This window comes from Pantoea sp. E2023-21 (genome assembly GCF_051302795.1).
Taxonomy (GTDB): Bacteria; Pseudomonadota; Gammaproteobacteria; order Enterobacterales; family Enterobacteriaceae; genus Pantoea; species Pantoea ludwigii_A.
Genome location: NZ_CP195344.1, coordinates 2,334,104 through 2,357,717 on the forward strand (window position 1 = coordinate 2,334,104; position 23,614 = coordinate 2,357,717).

Here is a 23,614-nt window from a genome sequence, read left to right on the forward strand (position 1 = left end):
CTACCGGTTATCACCTGCGATGCCTACCGCTAGTGGCAATTGAGCTGCGCCAGTGAGGCGGAACGCTGATGTGGACCCGTCACCGTGACGCGATCAAGCCTACAGTTACCTGCCAGACTTTGCTGCTGACGCTGACTCTGCCAGCCCTCAACGTCACGTCCAAGCAGCGCCTGACCGGCAACACGCCATGCCTGACGCTGCTGCCACTGCTGACTAAAACCCAGCGCCAGCGCACGATGATATTGCAGCAATGTGCTGATCGTCATCGCCAGGAGCAGCATCGCCACCAGCGTTTCCGCCAGGCTAAAGCCCCGCTGCTTCTGGCTGGCACAGCGCCGGCTGCGACAGCGGGCAGTAATCGATCCAGCCATGCGGTTGCAGCTGTGGTTGCGTGTTGGCGAGTGACACCCAACGATAGAGCCACAGCGCGCGTCCTTCTCCATGTCCCGATAACAACGCATTATCATCCTCCATCCTTAGCAGGCAGCTTTGCCACTGTTCTGCTGTCCATTGCTGGCATTGCCAGCCGGTGGCCTGCGGCCAGTTTTGCACGCTGCCCCACTCCAATGCCGCCTGCGCCTGCCAAAAATCCTGACTTTGTTGCTGCTCATCTGCCACCAATACCATGCTTTGCGATAGCTGAGTCCGCGTGGCGTGCATCGTCAATCCGCCCATCAACAACATCATCAGCACCATGCCCAGCGTACTATTGCCGCGCTGCTTCACAGATTGATTCCTTCAATCCAGTTTTCCAGCTCCACGCTTTGGCTGCTGGCGTGTCCGGCTAACTGCAAAACCAAACGCGATCCCTGCCGATCAAGCTTGAAGACATCGATGGTGAGAAACGCCGGATCGGACAGTTTCTCCCAGCCACTGCTGTTACACTCTTCCACGCCACGCTGCATTTCGAGCTGTCCACTGCGCAATCGATAGCCGTAATAGTCACTTTCGTTGTGGCCCACGCCTTCCCAACGCCCATTACTGTTCTCATCCCAGCGCAGCAAAACACAGCTGCCGCTGGAGGCGAGTGTCAGTGCTGAACCGCTGCACTGACCGTGGCAATAGCCTGCACGACGCAGCGCTTTTTGCAGCGTATTGGCGATCTGCTGCAGTTCCTGTTGCAGTTGAACACGCTGCTGCAGATGCAGATTCTGCTCCAGCAGTAGCGGCAAAAAACGCCCGACGCTGATCATCAACACCGCGCCAATCGCCATAGCAATCAGCATCTCCAGCAGGCTAAATCCGCTTTGCACTATTCGCATCCTTTCTCACCGGGTTGACAGGCGCGGATGCGCGCTCTGGCGGAGATGATTACACGCCAACGTCCCGCTGCACTGGCAAGATCGATACTGCCGGGACGCGCGACATCACGCAGACCGTAAAAGCCCACTTCGCCAGTAATGCCGACAATATGCACGCTGTCATGTGGCGGTTTAAACAACCAGCGCGACGGCAATGCACAGCCTTCTGCAGGTTTGGGGCCCGCGCCGAGACAGCCGCTTTCACCGTTCTGCAACCACAGCGTGAGATCGCGGTTATGCCCATTAGCATGGGCGCGCAGTCGCAGCAGAAATCCCTGCAGTTGCAGTACGCTGTCGCGCAGCTGTTGATACTGCTGCCAGCGCTGCCAACCTTGCAGCGCGCCAACGCTGAGTATGCCGGCAATCACCATCACTAACAGCAGTTCGGGCAAGGTGAAGCCGTGGTTCGTGTGTTTGTTCATGGCGGGTAATTTGCCGGTTGGGATGAGGTTGAACAAGCGGGAGAAATCGACGATGGGAAACGTCGCGCAGGGAATCGTGGAGGTGTGCAGAGGGATACAGCATTTTGTGAGGCGGATTCAGGATTGAGGTGTGTTTGAGGATTGAGGAACGGTTGAGGATTGAGGAGCGGTTGGGGATTGAGGAGCGGTTGGAAATGGGTCGCCATGAATGGCGACCCTACGGGTAAAAAGCGTTAAATCGCTACGGGCGCTTTAATCGCTGGATGCGGATCGTAACCTTCAATGTCGAAATCGTCGAACTGATAATCAAAGATGGATGCTGGTTTACGTTTGATCACTAGCTTCGGCAACGGACGCGGTTCGCGCGTTAATTGCAGACGCGCCTGCTCTAAATGGTTGCTGTACAGATGGGTATCGCCGCCCGTCCAGACAAAATCACCCACTTCAAGGTCGCATTGCTGCGCCACCATATGCACCAGCAGCGCATAGCTGGCGATATTAAACGGCAGGCCGAGGAAAATGTCGCACGAACGCTGATACAGCTGGCACGAGAGTTTGCCGTTGGCCACGTAGAACTGGAAGAAGGCGTGGCAAGGTGCCAATGCCATTTGATCCAGCTCGCCCACGTTCCACGCCGAGACGATGATGCGACGGGAATCCGGATCACGCTTCAATTGCTCAATCACTTTGCTGATCTGATCAATTTCGTCGCCCGAAGCACTGCCCCAGCTGCGCCACTGCTTGCCGTATACCGGGCCGAGATCACCCTTCTCATCCGCCCACTCGTCCCAAATGGTGACCTTGTTCTCTTTCAGGTAACCAATGTTGGTCTCACCTTTCAGGAACCATAGCAGCTCATGAATGATGGAACGCAAGTGTACCTTCTTGGTGGTAACCAGCGGAAAACCGTCCTGCAAATTAAAACGCATCTGGTGGCCAAAGATGGAGAGCGTGCCGGTACCTGTGCGGTCGGCCTTTTCTGCGCCTTCATTCAGCACATGTTGCATTAGATCCAGATACTGTTTCATTTTACCTCACGCGTTTGTTGCTGCGGGCGACGACGATACGCCCAGATCATCATAATCACACCGGCCAGAATCATTGGGATCGACAGGATCTGTCCCATGCTGACACCGCCTTCAAACAGGCCAAGCTGTGCATCTGGCTGACGGAAGAACTCCACGATGATACGGAATGCACCGTAACCAATCAGGAACAGGCCCGAGACGCTGCCCATTGGACGCGGCTTGCGAATAAACAGGTTGAGAATGATGAACAGCACAATGCCTTCCAGGCACAGCTCATACAGCTGCGACGCATGACGTGGCAGAACGCCGTAGGTGTTCAGCAATTCCTGGTACTGCGGATTATTGGCCGCCAGCGCGATATCTTCGCTGCGTGAACCGGGGAACAACATCGCGTATTTGAAATCTGGCGCCACGCGGCCCCACAGTTCGCCGTTGATGAAGTTGCCGAGACGACCGGCCCCCAAACCAAATGGGATGAGCGGTGCAATGAAATCAGCCACCTGGAAGAAAGTGCGCTTGGTGCGGCGTGCGAAGATCAGCATCACCACAATCACACCAATCAGGCCGCCGTGGAACGACATGCCGCCATCCCAAACCTTAAACAGATACAGCGGATTCTCAAGGAACAGCGGCAGATTGTAGAACAGCACATAGCCAATACGGCCGCCGAGGAAGACGCCAAGGAAGCCCGCATAGAGCAGGTTTTCCACTTCTTCTTTTTTCCAGCCGCTGCCAGGTTTGTTGGCACGGCGCGTGGCCAGCCACATGGCAAATATAAAGCCTACCAGGTACATCAAGCCGTACCAGTGAAGCGAAACCGGTCCGATAGAGAAAATTACCGGATCGAATTGGGGAAACGAAATGTAGCCGTCAGTCATCTTTCACCATCATTTTTCTGCCCTGAAACGGGACAATAAAAGGCTGCGCATGATAGCACAGCCACTTTTTTTACAGGTCGTGAAGTTGTAACCGTTAACGCCCGCCGCGAATCAAACCGCCTAAACCGCGGCGCTCCATAAAGGTGGAGACCAGATGGCGCACTTCCGAGGCGGAATGCGCGGCCAGCCCATGCTCGCTGAGCTTCTGCGCCTCTTCAAAATCGAGATGGCGCAGCAGATATTTCACACGCGGTACGTTTTTGCCGTTCATGCTGAGATGGTGATATCCCAAGCCCACTAACAGCGCGACACACATGGGATCGCCGGCCATTTCACCACACAAGCAGAGCTCCAGTTTGGCCTGGCGGGCTTCGCTGGCAATGGTGTGCAGCGCCCGCAGCATTGCCGGATGCAGCGAATCATACAGGTTCGCCACGCGCGTATTATTGCGATCGACCGCCAGCAAATATTGCGTCAGATCGTTAGTGCCGACGGAAACGAAATCGACGCGATCCGCCAAATGCGGGATCATAAACAGCATCGATGGCACTTCAATCATGATGCCAATGCGCGGCTTAGGAATCACATAGCCGAGCATCTCCTCCACTTCACGACCGGCACGATCGATCAGACGACGCGCCTCGTCGATCTCGTCGATATGGCTGATCATCGGCAGCAAAATGCTTAAGTTGCCAGACGCCACGTTAGCACGCAGCATGGCGCGCACCTGCACCAGGAAGATTTCAGGCTGATCGAGCGTCAAGCGAATACCCCGCCAGCCAAGGCAGGGATTTTCTTCGCTGATCGGCATATAGGGCAGCTGTTTATCCGCGCCGACATCAAGCGTGCGCAGCGTAACCGGCTTGTTGTAAAACAGCTGCAACATGCCCTGATACTGCGCCACCTGCTCCTCTTCGGACGGGAAACCATTGTGCAGCATGAACGGAATTTCGGTACGGTACAGACCGATGCCATCTACCCAGCTGTCGAGCGCCTGCTCGTGTTCCGGACTGAGACCGGCATTCAGCATCACCTGAATGCGTTCACCACTTTTCAACTCACCGGGCTGCTCGACCACGCCTTCGGCCATTTTGCTCAGCGCATTCTCTTCGCTGATCAAACGCTGATATTCCTGCACCAGCACCGGTTCCGGATCGATCAGCACTTCGCCGCGGTAGCCATCCACAATCAGCAAGCGTTTGTTGAGCTGTGCCGGGAGGATATCCGCGCCCATTACGGTCGGAATACCCATCGCGCGCGTCAGAATCGCCGCATGCGAGTTGGCGGCGCCGTCGCGCACCACCACGCCGGCTAAACGCTCCTGCGGTAATTCCGCCAGCGTGGTTGCCGTGAGTTCATCGGCGACTAACACGAAGCGTTCCGGCCAGGCATTGGTGCCGACCAGGGAATCATCAAGGTGGAACAGCAGACGTTGACCGAGCACGCGTAAATCGCCGGCGCGCTCGCGTAAATATTGATCCTGCAGATTGGCAAACTGCTCGGCGAACTTCTCGATCACCGTTTTCACTGCCCACTCGGCGACCGAGCCGCGTTCGATCTCGTCAAACAGATCTTTTTTCAGGCGTGCATCGGTAAGTAGATGCGAATAGAGATCGAAGATCGCCGCGCTCTCTTTCTGCACGCTGGCAGCAAAGCGTTTACTGAAGCGGCGAAATTCGTTGCCGGCCTCACCCATCGCCAGCACCAGACGCTCGCGTTCGCGCTGCACGTCGAGCGTGGACGCAGCGGAAACCTGATCGAGCAGCGGCTGGGTTTCGTCCACCCAGCCCGGCGCGACCGCCACGCCAGGCGAAGCAGCGATCGCTTTTACGCGTGTCTGACGGAATTGACCAAACAGTTGACCGAGCTGCGACTGCGACAGCAATCCTGCCATTTGCGTGGCGAGCGTGACGAGGAAGGACTCTTCGCTCTCATCAAATTGACGGTGTTCGCGCTGCTGGATAACCAGCACGCCAAGCAGTTGGCGGCGGCTAATAATCGGGACGCCGAGGAAGGAGCGATAACGCTCCTCTTTAACAGAAGGGATGTATTTGAAGCTGGGATGGCTTTGCGCATCGGCGAGGTTGATCGGCTCTGCTAAGCGTCCAACGAGGCCAACGATGCCTTCGTCAAACGCCAGTGTAACCGTACGACCACGCGGCTTTTTTAGCCCGCGTGTCGCCATCAGGTAGTAGCAACGACGATCGTGATCGGCGAGATAAACCGAGCAAACCTCGGTTTCCATCGCAAGGCAAATTTCGTTTACCAGAATGTCGAGTGCTTCATTCAGACGTGGAGCACTCGCCACTTTCTCTACTATTTCGCGTAACTGAGTGAGCATAAAGGGCGTGGCCTATCCTCTTTTACGTCGTTGGGCAGCGTTATTACGTTGCCCCGCACTCTCCTGCATCGACATCACCACGCCAGCGAATTCTTTCATCACGCGGCGGTAAACATCGCGCTTGAAAGAGACCACCTGACGCACCGGATACCAGAAGCTAACCCAGCGCCAACCGTCAAACTCGGGCGTGCTGCTGTGCTGCACATTGATTTCCGCGTCACTACACATCAACTGCAGAAGAAACCACTTTTGTTTCTGGCCGATACACACCGGCTTTGTGTCCCAACGCACCAAACGTTTTGGCAACTTGTAGCGTAACCAGTTTCGGGTTGAAGCAAGTATTCGAACATCTTTGCGGTGTAAACCCACTTCTTCGAACAGTTCGCGATACATTGCCTGTTCAGCAGTTTCACCCGGATTGATGCCTCCCTGAGGAAATTGCCAGGAGTGCTGTCCAAAGCGCCTGGCCCACAACACTTGTCCTTGCCTGTTACAGATTACGATACCAACATTCGGGCGGTAGCCATCATCATCGATCACTGGACTACCTCAAAGCTAAATTTGAATAGCCTGATTGTTTCACACTCCTTACAGGCGGTAAACCACTGGATACCGGGGTGTAAGCAGAATAAAAACAGGATAACTCACAGAGATTAGCCAAGTTATAAACAGCGAGTGAGATTTATGGGCGATCTTATTCACTTTTTCTGTGGATAGCGTTGTGCAGAACACGGGAATGACGTGAATAACCATTACAGAACATTCTCAAAAACCCTCGTCGCCAGATAAAATAAAACATTACATTTCATACACCTATAAAATAATGGAAACTCAGGCGATGAAAAGATCCTTTGCAGATTCATTCCACTTGCCTGTCATCGGTTAAAGATCCACCAATGACGTTTTTATCCACAGAGAATGACCTAAACCTGGTCAAAGAAAGGAAAAAAAGCGTTCAAAACGCGAAAGTCAAGGCTGTAAATCGAAACAGGTGTCTGAGAAAAGGGGGTTACCCCACATTTCTGTGGATAACTAGGTTCAACACCTGTTCATTGTCGATAACAAGCTGGGATAACCTGGCCACAGCATCGGATGGCCCCATTCTATTGGAATAAAAAACCATTCTTAATCATGCTATTATCACAGTTATTCACCTAATTGCCATGTGGACAAACTCAGTCAGCCTCCACTGTTCACTCTTTAACCAATGTGAGTTCTAGCATGCACTCTTCAGCATTATTGCCGTCATCACCCGAAAACGAAGCGGAATTACTGCAACGAGCACAACAGCTGGCAGGCCAGACCTTTGCCGCGCTAGCGGCACAGCTAAACCTGCCGATACCCACCGATTTGAAACGCGATAAAGGCTGGGTCGGCATGTTGTTAGAGCTGCATTTGGGTGCCAGTGCGGGCAGCAAAGCCGAACAGGATTTTGCGCATCTCGGTATTGAGCTGAAGACCATTCCGGTAGATGCGCAAGGCAAACCGCTGGAGACCACCTTCGTGTGTGTCGCGCCGTTAACCGGCAATAGTGGCGTTACCTGGCAAACCAGCCATGTGCGGCACAAACTGGCGCGCGTGCTGTGGATTCCGATCGAAGGCGATCGTGCCTTGCCGCTGGCTGAGCGTCGTGTTGGTTCACCGCTGCTATGGCATCCCAGTGAAGAAGAGGAACAACAGCTGCGGGAAGACTGGGAAGAGTTAATGGATATGATTGTGCTCGGCCAGGTTGAGCGCATCACCGCCCGTCACGGTGCGTGGCTGCAAATCCGCCCTAAAGCCGCCAACAGCAAAGCATTAACCGAAGCCATCGGGGAACACGGCGAGCCGATTATGACGCTGCCGCGCGGCTTTTATTTAAAGAAGAGCTTTACCGGCCCACTTTTGGCGCGACATTTTTTACTGTAAATGCATATTGCTGCCGATAATTTTAGGAATGATGCGATTACTCCTAACGACGAAAGCATTTATTACTACACTTTTGCTGTTGAAGTCGCGAGAAGGAGATAAGAATGAAAGGGTTGGTAAGTGCAGTGGGTTTAGGATTGGTTGCGCTGTTATTGAGTGGTTGCAGCAGTGATTACGTCATGGCGACCAAAGATGGCCGCATGATCATGACCGATGGCAAACCCGCCATCGATAAAGAGACTGGATTGGTACAGTACACCGATGAGAAAGGCCATCAGATGCAGATCAATGGTGACGAGGTTTCGACCATCATTGAGCGTTAAGTGCCAAATTGCCTTGCCTGCACATGTTTTCCCCTTGTGCAGGCGATTTCCCGAACTTTCCCCCCTTCCTTCCGCGCCGCTTCACACGCTATAGTCCCAAAGGACACAACATTCCCTTTCATAATGAAAAAAGGATGCCGGCAAATGCACTATCACCGTATTCCCCATAGCACGCTGGAAGTGAGTCAGCTGGGGCTTGGAACCATGACGTTTGGTGAGCAGAACAGCGAAGCCGACGCCCACGCACAGCTTGATTACGCGGTTAGCAGTGGCATTAACCTGATTGATACCGCGGAAATGTATCCGGTGCCGCCGAGCCCGGAAACCCAGGGATTAACCGAACAGTACATTGGTAGCTGGCTGAAAAAGCGCGGCAGCCGTGACAAAATCATCCTCGCCAGCAAAGTGGCCGGCCCGGTACGCGGTGCGGATGCCTCAATTCGCCCGAACCAGGCGCTGGATCGCAAAAACATCCGCGAAGCGTTGGATGCCAGCCTGAAACGCCTGAATACCGATTATCTCGATCTCTATCAGCTGCATTGGCCACAGCGCCAAACCAACTATTTCGGCAAGCTGGGCTATCAATACACCGATTCCAGTGTCCCCGTGACGCTGCTGGAGACGCTGGAAGCGCTGACCGAACAAGTACGTGCCGGTAAGATTCGCTACATTGGCGTGTCGAACGAAACCGCGTGGGGCGTCATGCGTTACCTGCAGCTGGCTGAAAAGCACGAGCTACCGCGTATCGTCACCATCCAGAACCCGTACAGCCTGCTGAACCGCAGCTTCGAGGTAGGTTTAGCGGAGATCAGTCAGCATGAAGGCGTCGAGCTGCTGGCTTATTCCAGCCTGGCCTTTGGTACTTTGAGCGGTAAATACCTGAACGGTGCGAAACCAGCCGGTGCGCGCAATACGCTGTTTAGTCGCTTTACCCGCTACAGCGGCGATCAGTCTCAGCAGGCGATTGCCGCCTATGTTGAGCTGGCGAAGAAGCACAATATGGATCCGTCGCAGATGGCGCTGGCCTACGTGCGTCAACAGCCGTTTGTCGCCAGCACCTTGCTGGGCGCCACCACACTGGAGCAACTTAAGATTAACGTTGAGAGTTTCAATCTGACGCTGAACGCTGATGTGTTAGAGGAACTGGAAGCGATTCATCGCCAGTTTACTTATCCTGCCCCTTGAAACCAGGTGCGCATTAATGCGCACCTTACAAATTCTGCCGTAGGGTCGCCATTCATGGCGACCTTTTTAATTACCGCACAATTACCGCCGCGCTTTCCACCACAGCACCGCAATCGCCACGGCGAAAATCGCACCGAATCCCACGCCGGTTGCCACCGCAGGTGCGCCCAGCTTAATCGCCACGGTATACAAACCCAGCATCAGCAGCATCGCGCTGTTTTCACCCAGATTTTGCACCGCAATCGCGTTACCCGAACCCACGGACGCTTTACCACGCTCCTGCAGCAGCGCATTGAGCGGCACGACAAAGAAACCACCCAGCGCACCAATCAGCATCAGCACCAGATAGGCATTCAGCAAACTCTGTTGCAACGCAAACACGACCACCATCACGCCAATCAACACGCCCGCCGGCATACAGCGGCGCACGGTTTGCAGCGTCACCAGTTTTGCCGCCGCAGCCGCACCGATGACAATGCCAATCGCCACCATCGCATTCAGCGTGGTCGGGGTTTTATTATCGCTGATGCCGAGCGCCACCGGCACCCACAGCACCAGCAGGAAGCGCAGCGTCACGCCCGCGCCCCAGAATAAACTGGTGCCGAGCAGCGAGAAACGCGTTTCGCCGTTGCGCCACAACAACTTGGTCGCCGCGATGAAACTGCGCAGCATCGCGCCAAAATACCAGCTCTGTCCCGGACGCGCCGCCGTCAGGTGCGGAATAAAGAGGTTCGCTACCACCGCCATTGCGTACGTCATGGCACACACCACCAGCGCAGCCACCAGGTTCCAGTCCGCCAGAATACCACCCGCTACCGAACCCAGCAGAATCGCCGCAATGGTCGACCCTTCCATTAAGCCGTTAGCTTTTACGAGACGTTCCCCGCGGGTGATTTCCGTCAGGATGCCGTACTTCGCCGGCGAATAGGATGCCGCACCAATCCCCACCAGCGTGTAGCCAAGGAACGGATTGAAGCCGAAACAGATAATCAGCGCCCCCAGCAGCTTGAGGCTGTTGGCGAACATCATCACCCGACCTTTAGCAAAGCTATCCGCCATCTGCCCAACAAACGGCGCGAGCAGAATGTAAGTCGCCACAAACAGCATTTGCAGGATCGGCTGACTCCAGTCCGGGTAGAACTGATTTTTCAGCAGCGCCAGCGTGGCAAACAACAGCGCGTTGTCACCAAATGCCGAGAAGAACTGCGCCACAATCACCGCCAGCATATTCCGTGACATTAGCGGTGCATCCTTATTTAACGCCTGGCTCATGCCTGCTCCTGTTCCGCCAGCTGCTTGAGGCTGACATAGTCCGGTTTGCCGCTGCCCAGCATCGGCAGTTGTTTCATGATGCGGATATCGCGCGGCACCGCCAATTCCGGCGCACCGATCTCACGCGCCGCTTTCAGCAAGGTATCGCGAGCTAATTCGCTGTCGGTGGTGAACAGCACCAAGGCTTCACCGCGATTACTGTCCGGACGCAGCGACGCCGCATGCTGCTTCTCATGGGAGGCTTTCAGCGCAATCTGCTCAACAATCTCCAGCGACACCATCTCACCGGCAATTTTTGCGAAGCGTTTCGCGCGGCCCTGAATCTGGCAGAACCCGCCTTCATCAAAGCTGACGATATCGCCGGTGTCGTACCAGCCTGCCTCCATCTCACCTTCGCCGTTATCCGCTATCGGCACTTCCAGCACGCCTGGATTCTCGACGCGCAGATAACCGTTCATCACGTTCGGCCCGCGCAGCTGCAGGCGACCACCCAGCTCAATGCCCGGCACGGAAATCAGACGCGAATCCATGCCTGGCAGAATGCGGCCCACCGTGTGATTTTTCGCCGCCATCGGCACGTTGATCGCCACCACCGGCGCGCACTCCGTTACGCCGTAGCCTTCAAGAATACGGATGCCGTATTTCTCCATATAGACTTGACGCGTCGCTTCCTGCAGCTTCTCTGCACCGGCCACGACATAGCGCAGACGCGCAAAATCATACGGGCTGGCGAAACGCGCGTAGTTGCCGAGGAAGGTCGAAGTGCCAAACAGCACGGTGCAGTTCCGGTCATAAACTAATTCCGGCACGATGCGGTAATGCAGCGGGCTCGGATAGAGAAACACCTGCGCACCGGTCAGCAGCGGCGTAAACAGGCCAACGGTCAAACCAAAGGCGTGGAACAGCGGCAGCGCCGACATAAAGCGATCGCGCGGGGTGAAATCCGCCACGGTGCGTATCTGCTCCACGTTGGCCAGCAGGCTTTTATGTGAATGCACCACGCCTTTGGGATTGCCTTCCGAACCGGAGGTAAACAGCACCATCGCCGCCTCTTCCGGCTGCTGAGGAACCTGCGCGCGGCGCGGCATCAGCAGATGCGCCACAATCCACAGTTTGTCCTGCAGCGTAACGGTATCTTTCAGATCTTCCAGATAGATCCACTGCACCTCGGTGAGTCCCTGCGGCAAGTGCCACAGGTTGCCTTTTTCGAGAAACTGGCGCGAGGTAAAGACGGTTTTCACCTGCGAAGCGGTCAACGCCGCACGCATGCCATTCACGCCTGCGGTGTAGTTAAGCATGGCCGGAATCCGTCCGCGCAGCGACGCACCGAGAATCGCCGCCGCCGTCACCGTGGCGTTCGGCAGCAGCAGACCAACATATTCGCCCTGTTTGCTGTAGCGCTCCAAAATGCGACCCACGCCGAGCGCTTTTTTCAGCAAACCGGTGTAGCTATCCGGTTTGAAGTTGACGTCTTCGATGCAGGGCTTCATCACCCCATAACGCTGACGTGCATTGAGGAAGGCCTCAAACAGCGTTTCACGCGGACGCACCGCCATGCGCGCTTCCATCATCACATGGTGCAAGTGCTCACCCGCCAGCGTACGGCGATCGCGCGCACGTTTGGCTTCGGGCATTGGAATGACGGTCGCTGGCAGCACCGTCAAGGTGATGCGCGGGAACAGACGGCGTTTAAACACGCCCGCCAGGCGACCAAACGGCGTATATTCCGCGCCTTCGATACGCATCGGCACCACGGTGGCACCGGATTTCGCCGCCACAAAGCCGGCACCGCTGTAAATCTTCATCAGCGATCCGGTCACGGTGATGCGCCCTTCCGGGAAGATCACCACCGGACGGCCCTGATTGATCATGCGCACCAGATGCTTGATCGACATTGGCTTGGTGGGATCGAGCGGAACGAAGTCGATAATCGGCTTCAGCAGACGCATAAACCATTGGTCGCTGATCGACGAATAGACGGCAAACACCGGTTTAATCGGCAGAAATAGCGCCAGTAACACCCCATCCAGGAACGACATATGATTGGGGGTGATCAGCACTTTTTCTTTATGCAGTGCCGCGAGGTCGCCCCGCAGTTCCACACGCCACAGCAGGCGGAACAGGAAACGGAAGAAGGTCAGTAACATGCCAGCTCCTTAGCATTCGCAAAAATGGCTCTTACGATGCAGGATCCGGGGGCTTCGACAAGTGTCGGGATGATTTTCGTAGATTTTGACATTTTTCAGGAGACAAATTGCGCCGCGGTAGCATGTACATGTAGTGTTCGCGGCGCAAAAGTTCACTTAATTTCAACCTATCATTCGCTCGTTCCATCCGTCTTTGTACTGAATGTTTCCATCAACGTGCTTCCACGTTATCGTTTCATAACGCATTTCGATATTTTCCATATGTGTACCCGTTACGCCCGTTGGTAAAAGTGATGGCGTAATACTGGTGATTTTTACGTTTTCGAGCAGAATATTAAAATATTCAGTTTCAATCCCCGCCTCTGTGATTTTGTACATTTTTATAGTGGCCGATTTTAGCGTTCTCCCTTGACAAAGCGCTCGAAACAATAGTGGAGTTGTCCGGTCAAATTCCTTTTGAAACACGATGGGGGTATGTACTCTCGTGCCTGTGAGTTTCCCATAATGTGCATCCACAGGAATCGTGACGTTATGCGTTAATGTCCGCATTTCTATCGAGCCTAAACGCGTCGGCATTAAGCATTCACCGATGATGGGTGAGCCGTTTTCGTCTGTTAACCATATGTGTGCCGGTGTAGACATAATTAAAATCCTTTTAAATTTAACGAGGGCGATTAAACCAGATGACAAAAGCGAAAGTTAAAACTATGACAATGCCTGTTGCTTGTAGGGCATAAGGCCGAAAATAAGTCACGGCAAAAGCTCCAAATGCAACAATAAAAATAAGTGGAATATAACCCCAGAAGAAGTATGAAGCCTGAGCTTTTACCCATTGTTTTAAGAAGTTCAGCATAATTAATGCACCATGTTTATTATGGTGCTAACAACATTGTTATCGAATGCATGCGCTTTCATAAATAGTGGTTCAATAAGAAAATACATCATATCGAGTTTCTGCAGAGACAGCGCGTGATAATACATGGGAGACAGTGACTGGAGCCGTTCAGCACTTTCTGCTGCATGCTGAACTATGCCGTACAATCCCAGCCCAGTTACAGCAAGCGTTGTTGCTTTACCTGTCCATTTGAAAATCGTAGTGCTGAGACTGGTGCCAAGGCAAACTGTCGTCGTTATTCCAATAACAAACGCCTGATTGTTTAAAGCACTGGCTGAAATCACCACGCCAGCCTTTAATAGCTTTGATTTAATGACTTCGAGCTGGCTACGAGTTTTGAATCTAAAAATATCTTCGAAATAGATATGCAACATTCTGTATATAATGTCACGGTGTTTAACAAGCTCTGCGACACCATCAAGAAATCTAAGGTCTTCTTCTTTCAATCGGGCGCAAACATCCTGATAATTATCAGTAAAGCATGATATGTAATACGACAAGCGGGTTGCACCATCACCGATTTTATTGGCCTGCTCAAGTACCACTCCTTTTACACCAGATAATGCTTTTTCAAGTTGGAGTGCCATCAACTTCTCAGCCTGAATACCGTTTATTATCGAGTCACTGTGATACATACTTCGTCCTTGCGGTTAATAATCGTCCTGATGCAAAAAAAATATCATGAGACCATTTAAACTGTAAGGTTAATTTTCGGGACACAGTCCGCACTTTCTAAATAGAGTCGCCATCTGTTACGTAATGTTCGTCAGTTAAGCGTAGATCGGTCGCCATTCATGGCGACCGGGTTTACGGCGAATCGGCCTGCCATCCGCCACCCAGCGCGGCGATCAGACCAACGCTGCTGACCCATTGCGTGCTCTGCAGCGACAGCAAACTCTGCTGCGCGCTCAGGCTGCTGTTTTCGGTGGTGGCGACGTCGAGATAGTCGATCATTCCGGCGTCATATTGATTGCGCGTGACACGCGCCGATTCCTGCGCCGCATCGGTAGCGCGCTGCTGCGAGGCAATTTCGCCCTGTAAGGTGTTCAACTGCACCAGATAATCTTCCACTTCACCCATGCCCGTCAGCACCGCCTGGCGATAGCTGGCAACGCTGGCGTCATAGGCCGCACGCGCCTGATCGACCTTCGACGAGGTGGCACCAAAATCTAATAGCGTGCCGCTCAGTTCCGGCCCCAATGACCACACGCGGTTGGGCAGCGAGAACAAACTGTTAATCGCTGATGAACTCACACCGCCGCTGGCGCTCAGCGTCAGGTCGGGATAGTAACCGGCAATCGCCACGCCGACCGCAGCATTGGCTGCCGCCACGTTGCGCTCGGCATAGGCAATATCAGGACGGCGCTGCAGCAGCTGCGAAGGCAGGCTATTCGGGATAGCAGGAAGCGCAGCATCCAGCTTCGCCACCGGCAAAGAAAAATCAGCCGGTGCGCGGCCCAGCAGCAGCGCAATCGCGTGCTCCATTTGCGCACGCTGCCACTGATAATCCTGCGCCGAGGCGCGGGCGCTCTCCAGCTGCATCTGTGCCTGCGCTAAGGTGGCGCGCGATTCGCTCCCCGCCGCGTATTTGTTTTGAATGACCGTTAGATAGCGCTGATAGGCAGCGATACTGCGCTGATAGAGCGCGATTTTTTCGTCAATAATGCGCAGCTGGAAATAGTCCTGCGCCAGTTCGGACTGCGCGCTCAGGGTGATATTCGCCAGCTCGGCTTTGCTGGCTTCAGCGCTGGCGTTGTTCTCCTCCAGCGTGCGGCGCAGTTTGCCCCACAAATCCAGCTCCCAGCTGGCGTTGAGATCGGCGGCATGGCTGTTGCTGACGCTGCGTTGCCCGCTGGTGCTGGCGCGGCTGCCGCTGCGCGTACTGCTGGCGTCGTAGCCAACGGATGGCAACAGCGCGGCGCGTGATTGCGAGGTAAGCGCCTGCGCTTCACGGTACTGCGCGGCATAGTTGGCAACGTTCTGGTTGGAGATGCTCACCTGCTTCAGCAGGCTATCCAGCGTGGCATCGTGATACACCTGCCACCATTCGCCTTTGCTGTCTGCATCCTGCGGCGTCGCCTGCTGCCAGCCTTTGGCTTCTTTGAAATGGGTCGGCATCGCCAGGTTTGGGCGTTGATAATCGGGACCAACGGCGCAACCGGCCAGCATCAGCGCCAGCACAACGGGCGTAATTTTCAGGGACATTTTCATCTATCGGGTTTCCACATGACGCAACCGCCGCCACTGACGTTGCGTGGCGCGGCTCAAACCATCGAGCCAGAGATAAACAACCGGCGTAGTAAACAGCGTCAGCAATTGGCTCAGCGCCAAACCACCGACAATCGCCAGCCCAAGCGGGCTACGCAGATCGGCATCGCCGCCGCTGCCCAGCGCCAACGGCAGCGCGCCGAAGAAGGCGGCTAACGTGGTCATCATGATCGGACGGAAACGCATCAGGCAGGCTTGGGTGATCGCCTGCTGCGGCGACATGCCCTGCGTGCGCTCGGCGTGAATGGCAAAATCGATCATCATGATGGCGTTCTTTTTCACGATACCGATCAGCAGGATGATGCCGATCAACGCGATCACCGTGAGCTGCGTATTGGTGAGCAGCAGCAGTAACAGCGCCCCAACGCCCGCCGACGGCAACGTTGAAAGAATGGTGATGGGATGGATGTAGCTCTCATACAGCACGCCGAGCACGATATACACCGCTGCCAGCGCCGCGATAATCAGCCACGGCATCGTGGCGGTGAGTTGGGCAAATGCGGCGGCGGTGCCAGCAAAGCCAACCTGAAGGGTGGACGGTAAACCGATCTGCGCCATCGCCTGTTTAATCAGCGCCTGCGCCTGCTCCAGCGACACGCCATCATTGAGGTTGAACGCGACGGTGCTGGTGGCCGATTGCCCCTGATGTGCCACCGACAGCGGCGCGTTGCCGCCTTTGAAACTGGCGAATGCCGCCAGCGGCACGCGATCGCCGCTGTCGTTAATCACATACAGCTGCTGGAGAATGGCCGGATCGCGCGTGTAACTGTCCTGCAGTGACATCACTACGTGATACTGATTGAGCGTGTGATACAGCGTGGCGACCTGGCGCTGGCTGAAGGCGTTATTGAGCAGGGTGTCGAGCATCTGCACGTTAACGCCCAGTCGTGTGGCACGGTCGCGATCGATAGTGATCACCACTTCCTGACCGCCCGTTTGCGCATCGGAATCCACGCTGTTGAGCTGCGGGATCGCGGCCAGTGCCGCCTGCACTTTTGGCGTCCAGCTGCGCAGCAGATCGAGATCGTCGGCCTGCAAGCTGTATTGATAGGTGGCGTTGGCGCTGCGTCCGCCGATATGCAGATCTTGCGCCGCCATTAGGAACATCTGCGCCCCGGCAATATGGCTGGTTTTCATACTCAGCCGGTTGGCCACTTCGGTGGCGGTGGCATCGCGCTGGTCAAAATCCTTCAGCCGTACAAAGAAGTTGGCGCTGTTGCGCGAGCCGAACATGCCGCTACCCATCGACGACATCACGCTCTCCACCGCCGGATCGGACTGGATGATGTGGGTGAACTGCAGCATTTTCGGCTTCATCGCCTGGAAGGAGATGTTTTGGTCAGCGCGCAGCGCGCCCATCAGCAAGCCGGTATCCTGATTGGGGAAGAAGCCTTTCTGCACCACAGAAAACAGAAATAGATTGAGCAGCACGGTCAGCACCAGGCTGAACATCGTCAGCTTTTGGTGCGCCATCACCCAGGTTAATCCACGCGAGTAAGCCGCCAGCAAAGCGTTAAGTTGGTTTTCGATAAACTGATACAGCGGATGCGGGCGTTTAGTGACTGTTGGCTTTGGCTTGAGCAAGCGCGCGCACAGCATCGGCGTCAGGCTGAGCGACACAAACATTGAGATCAGCAGCGACACCGTTAGCGTCACGGCAAACTCGCGGAACAGGCGTCCGACGATGCTGCCCATCAGCAGAATCGGGATGAATACCGCAATCAGCGACATGGTCATCGACAGCACGGTAAAACTCACCTCCTGCGCACCCCGCAGCGCCGCGCGCAGCGGGCTGAGTCCCTCTTCGATATGGCGGGTGATATTTTCCAGCACCACAATCGCGTCGTCGACGACAAAACCGGTGGCGATAATCAGCGCCATCAGCGACAGGTTATCGAGGCTGTAGCCAAGCAGATACATCACCGCGCAGGTGCCGACCAGCGATACCGGCAGCGCCAGCGCCGGGATAATCACCGCCTGCACATTACGCAGGAACACAAACACCACGGCGATCACCAGCAGCATCGCCACCAGCAGCGTCTCTTCGGTGTCGTACAGCGAGGCGCGCACCGTCGGCGATCGATCCACCACCACTTTCAGCTGGGTATCGGCGGGCAGATCTTTCTCCAGCGCCGGCAGCTGCGCTTTAATGGCATCAATGGTGTCGAGCATGTTGGCACCGGCCTGGCGCTTAATCCCCACCATCACCGACGGCATGGAATTGAGGAAACCGGCCTGATACTGATCTTCGACCGAATCGTAGACTGTGGCGACATCGTGCAGCCGCAGCGCTTTGCCCTCTTTATAAGTGACGATCAAATCCTGATACTGCGCGGCCTTATCCAGCTGGCCGTTGCTGTCCACCACCCACGACTGGCTTCTGCCCTGCAAAATGCCCTTCGGCTTATTGGTGGTGCTGTTGGCAATGGCGCTGCGCACCGTATCCAGCGAAATGCCGTATTGCGTCAGCTTCAGCGGCTGCAGATCGATACGCACCGCCGGTAAGGCGCTGCCCATCAGCGACACTTCGCCGACGCCCTTCACCTGGCCCATCGCCTGCTCAATTTTGCTTTCTGCCAGATCGTAGAGTTCGCCCGGCGTGCGCGTGGCGGACGTCAGTGCCAGCATCACAATCGGCGCATCCGACGGATTGGCTTTGCGGTAAGTCGGCAGCGACTCCATGGCGCTCGGCAGCAAACTGCGTGAAGCGTTGATCGCCGCCTGCACGTCACGCGCCGCGCCGTTGATGTCGCGATCGAGATCAAACTGCAAAATCACGCTGGTCGATCCCTGCGAGCTGCTAGAGGTCATCTCGGTAATACCGGCGATCTGTCCCAGCGAGCGCTCCAGCGGCGTGGCGACGGTGGCCGCCATGGTTTCCGGGCTGGCACCGGCCAGGCTGGCGCTCACCATGATGGTGGGGAAATCCACTTGCGGCAGTGGCGCTACCGGCAGCAGCCGATAGCCCAACGACCCCAGCAGCAGGATCGCCAGCGTCAGCAGCAGCGTGGCAACGGGACGGAAAATAAACAGCCGGGTTAAGTTCATCGATCGCCCCGCGCCTGCTGCTGCTTACGCTGCATGTAGCGTTTGCCGCGCTGCGCGATGCCATCAAACCACAGATAAATCACCGGCGTGGAGAACAGCGTCAGCACCTGGCTGACGATCAACCCGCCAACAATCACCAGGCCAAGCGGCTGGCGCAGCTCGGCACCGGAACCGGAGGCCAGCATTAGCGGCAGTGCGCCGAGCAGCGCCGCCATGGTGGTCATCAAAATCGGTCGGAAGCGCAGCAAACACGCCTGATGAATCGCGTCACGTGCGCTCATGTGCTGTTTGTTTTCCGCCTCTAGCGCGAAGTCGATCATCATAATTGCGTTCTTTTTAACGATGCCGATCAGCAGGATCACGCCAATCAGCGCAATCAGGCTGAACTCACTACCGGCCAGCAGCAGCGTCAGCAAGGCGCCGACCGCCGCAGAAGGCAGCGTCGAGAGAATGGTCACCGGATGAATAAAGCTCTCATACAGAATGCCGAGCACTACGTACATGGTGATCAGCGCCGCCAGGATCAGCCACAGCGTGTTGCCGGTAGCGCTTTGAAACGCCGAGGTTTCGCCCTGATAACGCAGGGTAATGCTCGACGGCAGATTGAGCTGCTGTGTGACCTCGGCAATCGCCTTCTGCCCATCCTCCAGCGAGTAACCGCTGTTGAGGTTGAACGACACCATCACCGCCGGGAACTGGTTGAGGCGCATGTGCATCAGCGAACCGGTGCGCTGATGAATGGTGGCGATTGACGTCAGTTTCACCATGCCGGTCGTGGTGCTGGTGTCATCCGAGGAAGACGACGTGCTGCTGTCGTCGCTGGATGAAGTGCTGCTGCTTACCGGCAAATAGACATCATCAAAGGAGGCGGGAGATTGCTGATACTGCGGCGCCACTTCCAGCACCACGCGATACTGATTGGCCTGGGTAAAGATGGTGGAGACCAGTCGCTGACCGAAGCTGTTGTACAGCGCGGTATCCACGTCGGCGGCGGTAATGCCGTAGCGCGCCGCTTTATCGCGATTCAGCTCGACGTAGGCCACGCGGCCCTGATCCTGCAAGTTACTCACCACGCCGTTAAATTCCGGGCGCTGCTGCAACGCGGCCACCATCTTCGGCGTCCAGCTCACCAGGTTTTCGCTGTCGGCATCATCCAGCGTGAACTGATACTGGCTCGGCGACACCTGATCGTTCACCGTCAAATCCTGCGCCGGTTGCAGATAGAGCTGAATGCCCGCCACCTGCTGCGCCGCCTGTTGCAGCTGTTTGATCACCACGTCGGCTTTGTCATCGCGATCGTCAAACGACTTGAGGTTGATCTGGATGCGCCCGCTATTCAGGCTGGTATTGCTGCCATCAATGCCGACGGTTGAGGACAAACTCTCTACCGACGGATTTTGCAGCATCACCTTCGCCAGCGCCTGCTGCCGCTTCGACATCTCACTAAACGACACATCCTGCGACGCCACCGTCACGCCCTGAATCAGGCCAGTATCCTGCGACGGGAAAAAACCTTTGGGGATGGCGATGTACAACAGCGCGGTGAGCGCAAAGGTTGCCAGCGCCACCAGCAGCGTCAGCTTCTGATGGTTCAGCACCACCGTCAGCAGGCGGTCGTAACCGCGCACCAGCTTGTCGAACACCTCGCCGCCTTTGCGCGAAAAGCGCGACTGTTTTTCTGGCGGAATGTGTTGCAACAGATAAGCGCACAGCATTGGCGTCAGCGTGAGTGATACCACCATCGACACCAGAATCGATACCGCAAGGGTGATGGCAAATTCGCGGAACAGCCGCCCGACCACATCGCCCATAAACAGCAGTGGAATCAGCACCGCAATCAGTGAGAAGGTCAGCGAGATGATGGTGAAGCCAATCTGCTGCGAGCCTTTCAGCGCCGCCTGCATCGGCGTTTCGCCCTCCTCCAGCCGCCGCGAAATGTTCTCCACCACCACAATCGCGTCGTCAATAACGAAGCCGGTGGCAATGGTCAGCGCCATCAGCGACAGGTTATTCAGGCTGAAATCGGCCAGATACATCACGCCGAAGGTGCCAATCAGCGACAGTGGCACCGCCACGCTGGGAATCAAGGTCGCGGCCACATTGCGTAAGAACAGGAATGTCACCATGACCACCAGCGCTACCGACAGCATCAGCTCAAACTGCACGTCGCTGATTGAAGCGCGAATGGTTTGCGTGCGATCCGACAGAATGCTCATCTTCACGCCGTCCGGCAGCGCCGCCTGCAGCTTCGGCAGCTGCGCTTTGATGCTGTCCACCACCTGAATCACGTTGGCACCCGGCTGGCGCTGTACGCCGATCACAATCGCCGGGCTATTATTCGCCCACGCCGACTGGAAGCTGTTCTCCGGTCCCTGTTCGATATGGGCGATATCTTTCAGCCGCAGCGCCGCGCCGTTTTGGTAAGTGATGATCAGATTGCCGTACTCATCGGCGGTGCGTAGCTGATCGTTGGCATCAATGGTGACCGAGTGATATTTACCGTCAAAGCCGCCTTTCGAGCCGTTAACGTTGCTGTTGCTAATCAGCGTGTTGACGTCTTCCAGTGACAGCTTATGCGCCGCCAGCGCTTTCGGATCCATCTGCACGCGGATCGCCGGCTGATGGCCGCCCGCCAGCGTCACCATGCCAACGCCGTTAATCTGCGATAGCTTGAGCGCCACGCGCGTGTTGACCAGATCCTGCACCTGGGTCAGCGGCAGCGTGGCGGAACTCACCGCAAGGGTGATGACCGCGGTATCGGCCGGATTGACCTTTTTGTAGGTTGGCGGATTAGGCAGATCGCCAGGTAGCAAATTGTTGGCGGCGTTGATCGCCGCCTGCACTTCCTGCTCGGCCACATCCAGCGACAAATCGAGGCTGAATTTCAGCGTGACGATGGACGATCCGCTTGAGCTGGTTGAGGTCATCTGACTCAAGCCCGCCATTTGACCGAGCTGGCGCTCCAGCGGCGACGTGACGGACGACGCCATCACATCCGGGCTGGCGCCAGGATAAAGCGTGGTGACCTGAATAGTCGGGTAATCCACCTGCGGCAGCGCCGAAGTGGAGAGAAAACGATAGGAGAAGATCCCGGCGATCAGTATGCCGACCATCAGCAGAATGGTGGCGACCGGACGCTCAATAAACAGGCGAGACGGATTCATTTGGCCTCGGCGGTCGCAGTGGTTTTGCTCTCATCAGCCAGCTGCACTTTGCTGCCGTTGGTCAGGCGATCAATGCCTTCGGTCACCAGACGATCGCCCGGTTCCACCCCTTTAAGGATCGCCTGCTGATCGTCACCAAAAGTGGGGCCGGTGGTCACCGCTTTGCGCGTTACGGTGTTGTCTTTATTGATGACAAACACGAAGCTGCCGTCGCTGCTCAGCTGCAGCGCCTGCGCCGGGATCACCGTGGCATTTTTCAGGATGTGAGTTTGTAGACGCAGATTGACGAACTGGTTGGCAAACAGCGTTTCATCTTTATTCGGAAAGGTGGCTTTCAGCGCGATGGTACCGGTGCTGGTATCGATTTGGTTGCTGATGAACCTGACATCACCCTGCGCCAGTGCGGTGCGGTTATCCTGATCAAATGCGGTGGCGGGCAAGCTTTGTCCGTCGTGCAGCGCTTTGCTCAATTGCGGAATATTGCTCTGCGGCACGCTAAAGGTGACGGCGGCAGGCTGCATCTGCGTCACCACCACGATGCCGGTGGTATCGCTGGTTTGCACCATATTACCCGGATCGACCAGACGTAAACCTACGCGTCCGCTGATGGGCGAGGTAATGCGCGCGTATTCAATATCCAGTTTGGCGCTGGCAATCTGCGCTTCATCGGCAGCCACCGCGCCTTTGTATTGCCCAACGGTGGCGGTTTGGGTATCGAGATCCTGGCGCGACAACGAGTCCTGCGCCGCCAGTTTCTGATAGCGCACCAGCGTTAACTGCGCGCTTTTCAGCAACGCCTGATTCTGATTAAGATCGCCCTGATACTGCGCCAGTGTCGCCTGATAGCTGCGCGGATCGATCTGCGCCAGCAGCTGTCCGGCGCTGACTTTTTGCCCTTCGGTGAAGAACACGTTTTCCAGCTGACCGGCGACGCGGCTGGTCACCGTGACGCTGGCATTGGGGATCACCGTGCCGAGCGCGTTAAGATATTGCGGCACGTCGGCGGTGCTGGCGACGCCACTGTGCACCAGTGTTGCGCCGCCCATCATCGCCATGCCCGGCGGACCGCCCGCGCCGCCGCGATGCCCGCCGCGTGCGCTTTTTTCCGCTCCCGGCGGCATCCCGCCGCGCCCGCCCACTACGCGCCAGACCACGCCAGCCACTATCAACAGCACAAGCAAAAGAAGCAGCCATTTCAGCCAGCGGAAAGACGAGTAGCGGGAAGTGTTGTTAGTCATCAGAGTCTTCAGGTTAACAAGGAAAGGGAAAATCCCCTGAAAAACAGGGGATTATTTCAAAGGGAAATCATCACTCCGCGCATTATCGGCTTAATGCCCGCGCGAATTCCATACGCGAACTGTAAGGGTTTCGTTAAGGTTGTCAGGATTGCCAACCGCCGCCCAGTATCCTGTAGAAGTGTGTAACTGGCTGCGT

20 protein-coding genes are annotated in these 23,614 nt (G+C 55.9%); 3 read left to right on the plus strand and 17 right to left on the minus strand.

What is annotated here, in order from left to right; genetic code table 11:
• Positions 1-29 precede the first annotated feature (29 nt).
• From ACRQ84_RS10985 to rppH, 8 genes are all read right to left on the minus strand, one after another.
• On the minus strand, positions 30-371 hold the full coding sequence (locus ACRQ84_RS10985) for a prepilin-type N-terminal cleavage/methylation domain-containing protein (RefSeq protein WP_483816053.1): 342 nt from the start codon (positions 369-371) through the stop codon (positions 30-32).
• Positions 304-726 (minus strand): DUF2509 family protein, encoded by a 423-nt coding sequence (locus ACRQ84_RS10990; protein ID WP_483816054.1) that lies wholly within the window; start codon positions 724-726, stop codon positions 304-306. Before ACRQ84_RS10990 ends, ACRQ84_RS10985 begins: the two co-directional genes overlap by 68 nt.
• Positions 723-1,262, minus strand: a complete 540-nt coding sequence (locus ACRQ84_RS10995) for a prepilin peptidase-dependent protein (protein WP_483816055.1) — start codon at positions 1,260-1,262, stop codon at positions 723-725. The genes ACRQ84_RS10990 and ACRQ84_RS10995 overlap by 4 nt, the downstream gene beginning before the upstream one ends.
• On the minus strand, positions 1,253-1,723 hold the full coding sequence (locus tag ACRQ84_RS11000) for a prepilin-type N-terminal cleavage/methylation domain-containing protein (protein WP_064738060.1): 471 nt from the start codon (positions 1,721-1,723) through the stop codon (positions 1,253-1,255). Before ACRQ84_RS11000 ends, ACRQ84_RS10995 begins: the two co-directional genes overlap by 10 nt.
• Before the next feature lie 233 nt (positions 1,724-1,956).
• Positions 1,957-2,751: a thymidylate synthase gene (gene thyA, locus ACRQ84_RS11005; RefSeq protein WP_483816056.1), complete on the minus strand. Its 795-nt coding sequence runs from the start codon at positions 2,749-2,751 to the stop codon at positions 1,957-1,959.
• A complete protein-coding gene (lgt, locus tag ACRQ84_RS11010; RefSeq protein ID WP_064738062.1) occupies positions 2,748-3,629 on the minus strand; it encodes a prolipoprotein diacylglyceryl transferase in 882 nt (293 codons plus the stop codon). The genes thyA and lgt overlap by 4 nt, the downstream gene beginning before the upstream one ends.
• Positions 3,630-3,723: 94 nt before the next feature.
• A complete protein-coding gene (gene ptsP / locus ACRQ84_RS11015) occupies positions 3,724-5,970 on the minus strand; it encodes a phosphoenolpyruvate--protein phosphotransferase (protein ID WP_483816057.1) in 2,247 nt (748 codons plus the stop codon).
• A gap of 12 nt (positions 5,971-5,982) precedes the next feature.
• Positions 5,983-6,510, minus strand: coding sequence for an RNA pyrophosphohydrolase (gene rppH, locus ACRQ84_RS11020; protein ID WP_007890933.1), 528 nt, complete (start codon positions 6,508-6,510; stop codon positions 5,983-5,985).
• Positions 6,511-7,191: 681 nt separating this feature from the next.
• Here rppH and mutH point away from each other — a divergent pair.
• The 3 genes from mutH (at position 7,192) to ACRQ84_RS11035 (ending at position 9,386) form a co-directional block, all read left to right on the plus strand.
• Entirely contained in the window at positions 7,192-7,878 is a 687-nt protein-coding gene (mutH, locus tag ACRQ84_RS11025; protein ID WP_483816058.1) for a DNA mismatch repair endonuclease MutH, read from the plus strand.
• Between the two features lie 104 nt (positions 7,879-7,982).
• On the plus strand, positions 7,983-8,201 hold the full coding sequence (locus ACRQ84_RS11030; protein WP_064738065.1) for a YgdI/YgdR family lipoprotein: 219 nt from the start codon (positions 7,983-7,985) through the stop codon (positions 8,199-8,201).
• A gap of 144 nt (positions 8,202-8,345) precedes the next feature.
• Positions 8,346-9,386: an NADP(H)-dependent aldo-keto reductase gene (locus tag ACRQ84_RS11035; protein ID WP_064738066.1), complete on the plus strand. Its 1,041-nt coding sequence runs from the start codon at positions 8,346-8,348 to the stop codon at positions 9,384-9,386.
• Between the two features lie 81 nt (positions 9,387-9,467).
• Here ACRQ84_RS11035 and lplT read toward each other — a convergent pair whose 3' ends face one another.
• The 9 genes from lplT to ACRQ84_RS11080 all read right to left on the minus strand — a co-directional run bounded on the left by lplT (position 9,468) and on the right by ACRQ84_RS11080 (position 23,418).
• Positions 9,468-10,658, minus strand: a complete 1,191-nt coding sequence (gene lplT / locus ACRQ84_RS11040) for a lysophospholipid transporter LplT (RefSeq protein WP_483816059.1) — start codon at positions 10,656-10,658, stop codon at positions 9,468-9,470.
• Positions 10,655-12,805, minus strand: a complete 2,151-nt coding sequence (gene aas / locus ACRQ84_RS11045; protein ID WP_483816060.1) for a bifunctional acyl-ACP--phospholipid O-acyltransferase/long-chain-fatty-acid--ACP ligase — start codon at positions 12,803-12,805, stop codon at positions 10,655-10,657. Before aas ends, lplT begins: the two co-directional genes overlap by 4 nt.
• A 162-nt stretch (positions 12,806-12,967) precedes the next feature.
• Positions 12,968-13,447 carry an Hcp family type VI secretion system effector gene (locus ACRQ84_RS11050; RefSeq protein WP_483816061.1) on the minus strand — a complete coding sequence of 160 codons (480 nt, stop codon included), beginning with the start codon at positions 13,445-13,447 and terminating at the stop codon, positions 12,968-12,970.
• Between the two features lie 19 nt (positions 13,448-13,466).
• Positions 13,467-13,658, minus strand: coding sequence for a hypothetical protein (locus tag ACRQ84_RS11055; RefSeq protein WP_064738069.1), 192 nt, complete (start codon positions 13,656-13,658; stop codon positions 13,467-13,469).
• Positions 13,659-13,660: 2 nt separating this feature from the next.
• The gene (locus ACRQ84_RS11060) at positions 13,661-14,335 is read right to left on the minus strand and encodes a hypothetical protein (protein ID WP_483816062.1); all 675 of its coding nucleotides are present in this window, start codon (positions 14,333-14,335) and stop codon (positions 13,661-13,663) included.
• A 172-nt stretch (positions 14,336-14,507) separates the two neighbouring features.
• Positions 14,508-15,911, minus strand: coding sequence for an efflux transporter outer membrane subunit (locus tag ACRQ84_RS11065; protein ID WP_483816063.1), 1,404 nt, complete (start codon positions 15,909-15,911; stop codon positions 14,508-14,510).
• Complete coding sequence (locus ACRQ84_RS11070; protein ID WP_483816064.1) at positions 15,912-19,016, minus strand: efflux RND transporter permease subunit; 3,105 nt, start codon at positions 19,014-19,016, stop codon at positions 15,912-15,914.
• Positions 19,013-22,180, minus strand: a complete 3,168-nt coding sequence (locus tag ACRQ84_RS11075) for a multidrug efflux RND transporter permease subunit (RefSeq protein WP_483816065.1) — start codon at positions 22,178-22,180, stop codon at positions 19,013-19,015. Before ACRQ84_RS11075 ends, ACRQ84_RS11070 begins: the two co-directional genes overlap by 4 nt.
• The gene (locus ACRQ84_RS11080) at positions 22,177-23,418 is read right to left on the minus strand and encodes an MdtA/MuxA family multidrug efflux RND transporter periplasmic adaptor subunit (protein WP_483816066.1); all 1,242 of its coding nucleotides are present in this window, start codon (positions 23,416-23,418) and stop codon (positions 22,177-22,179) included. The genes ACRQ84_RS11075 and ACRQ84_RS11080 overlap by 4 nt, the downstream gene beginning before the upstream one ends.
• Positions 23,419-23,614 lie beyond the last annotated feature (196 nt).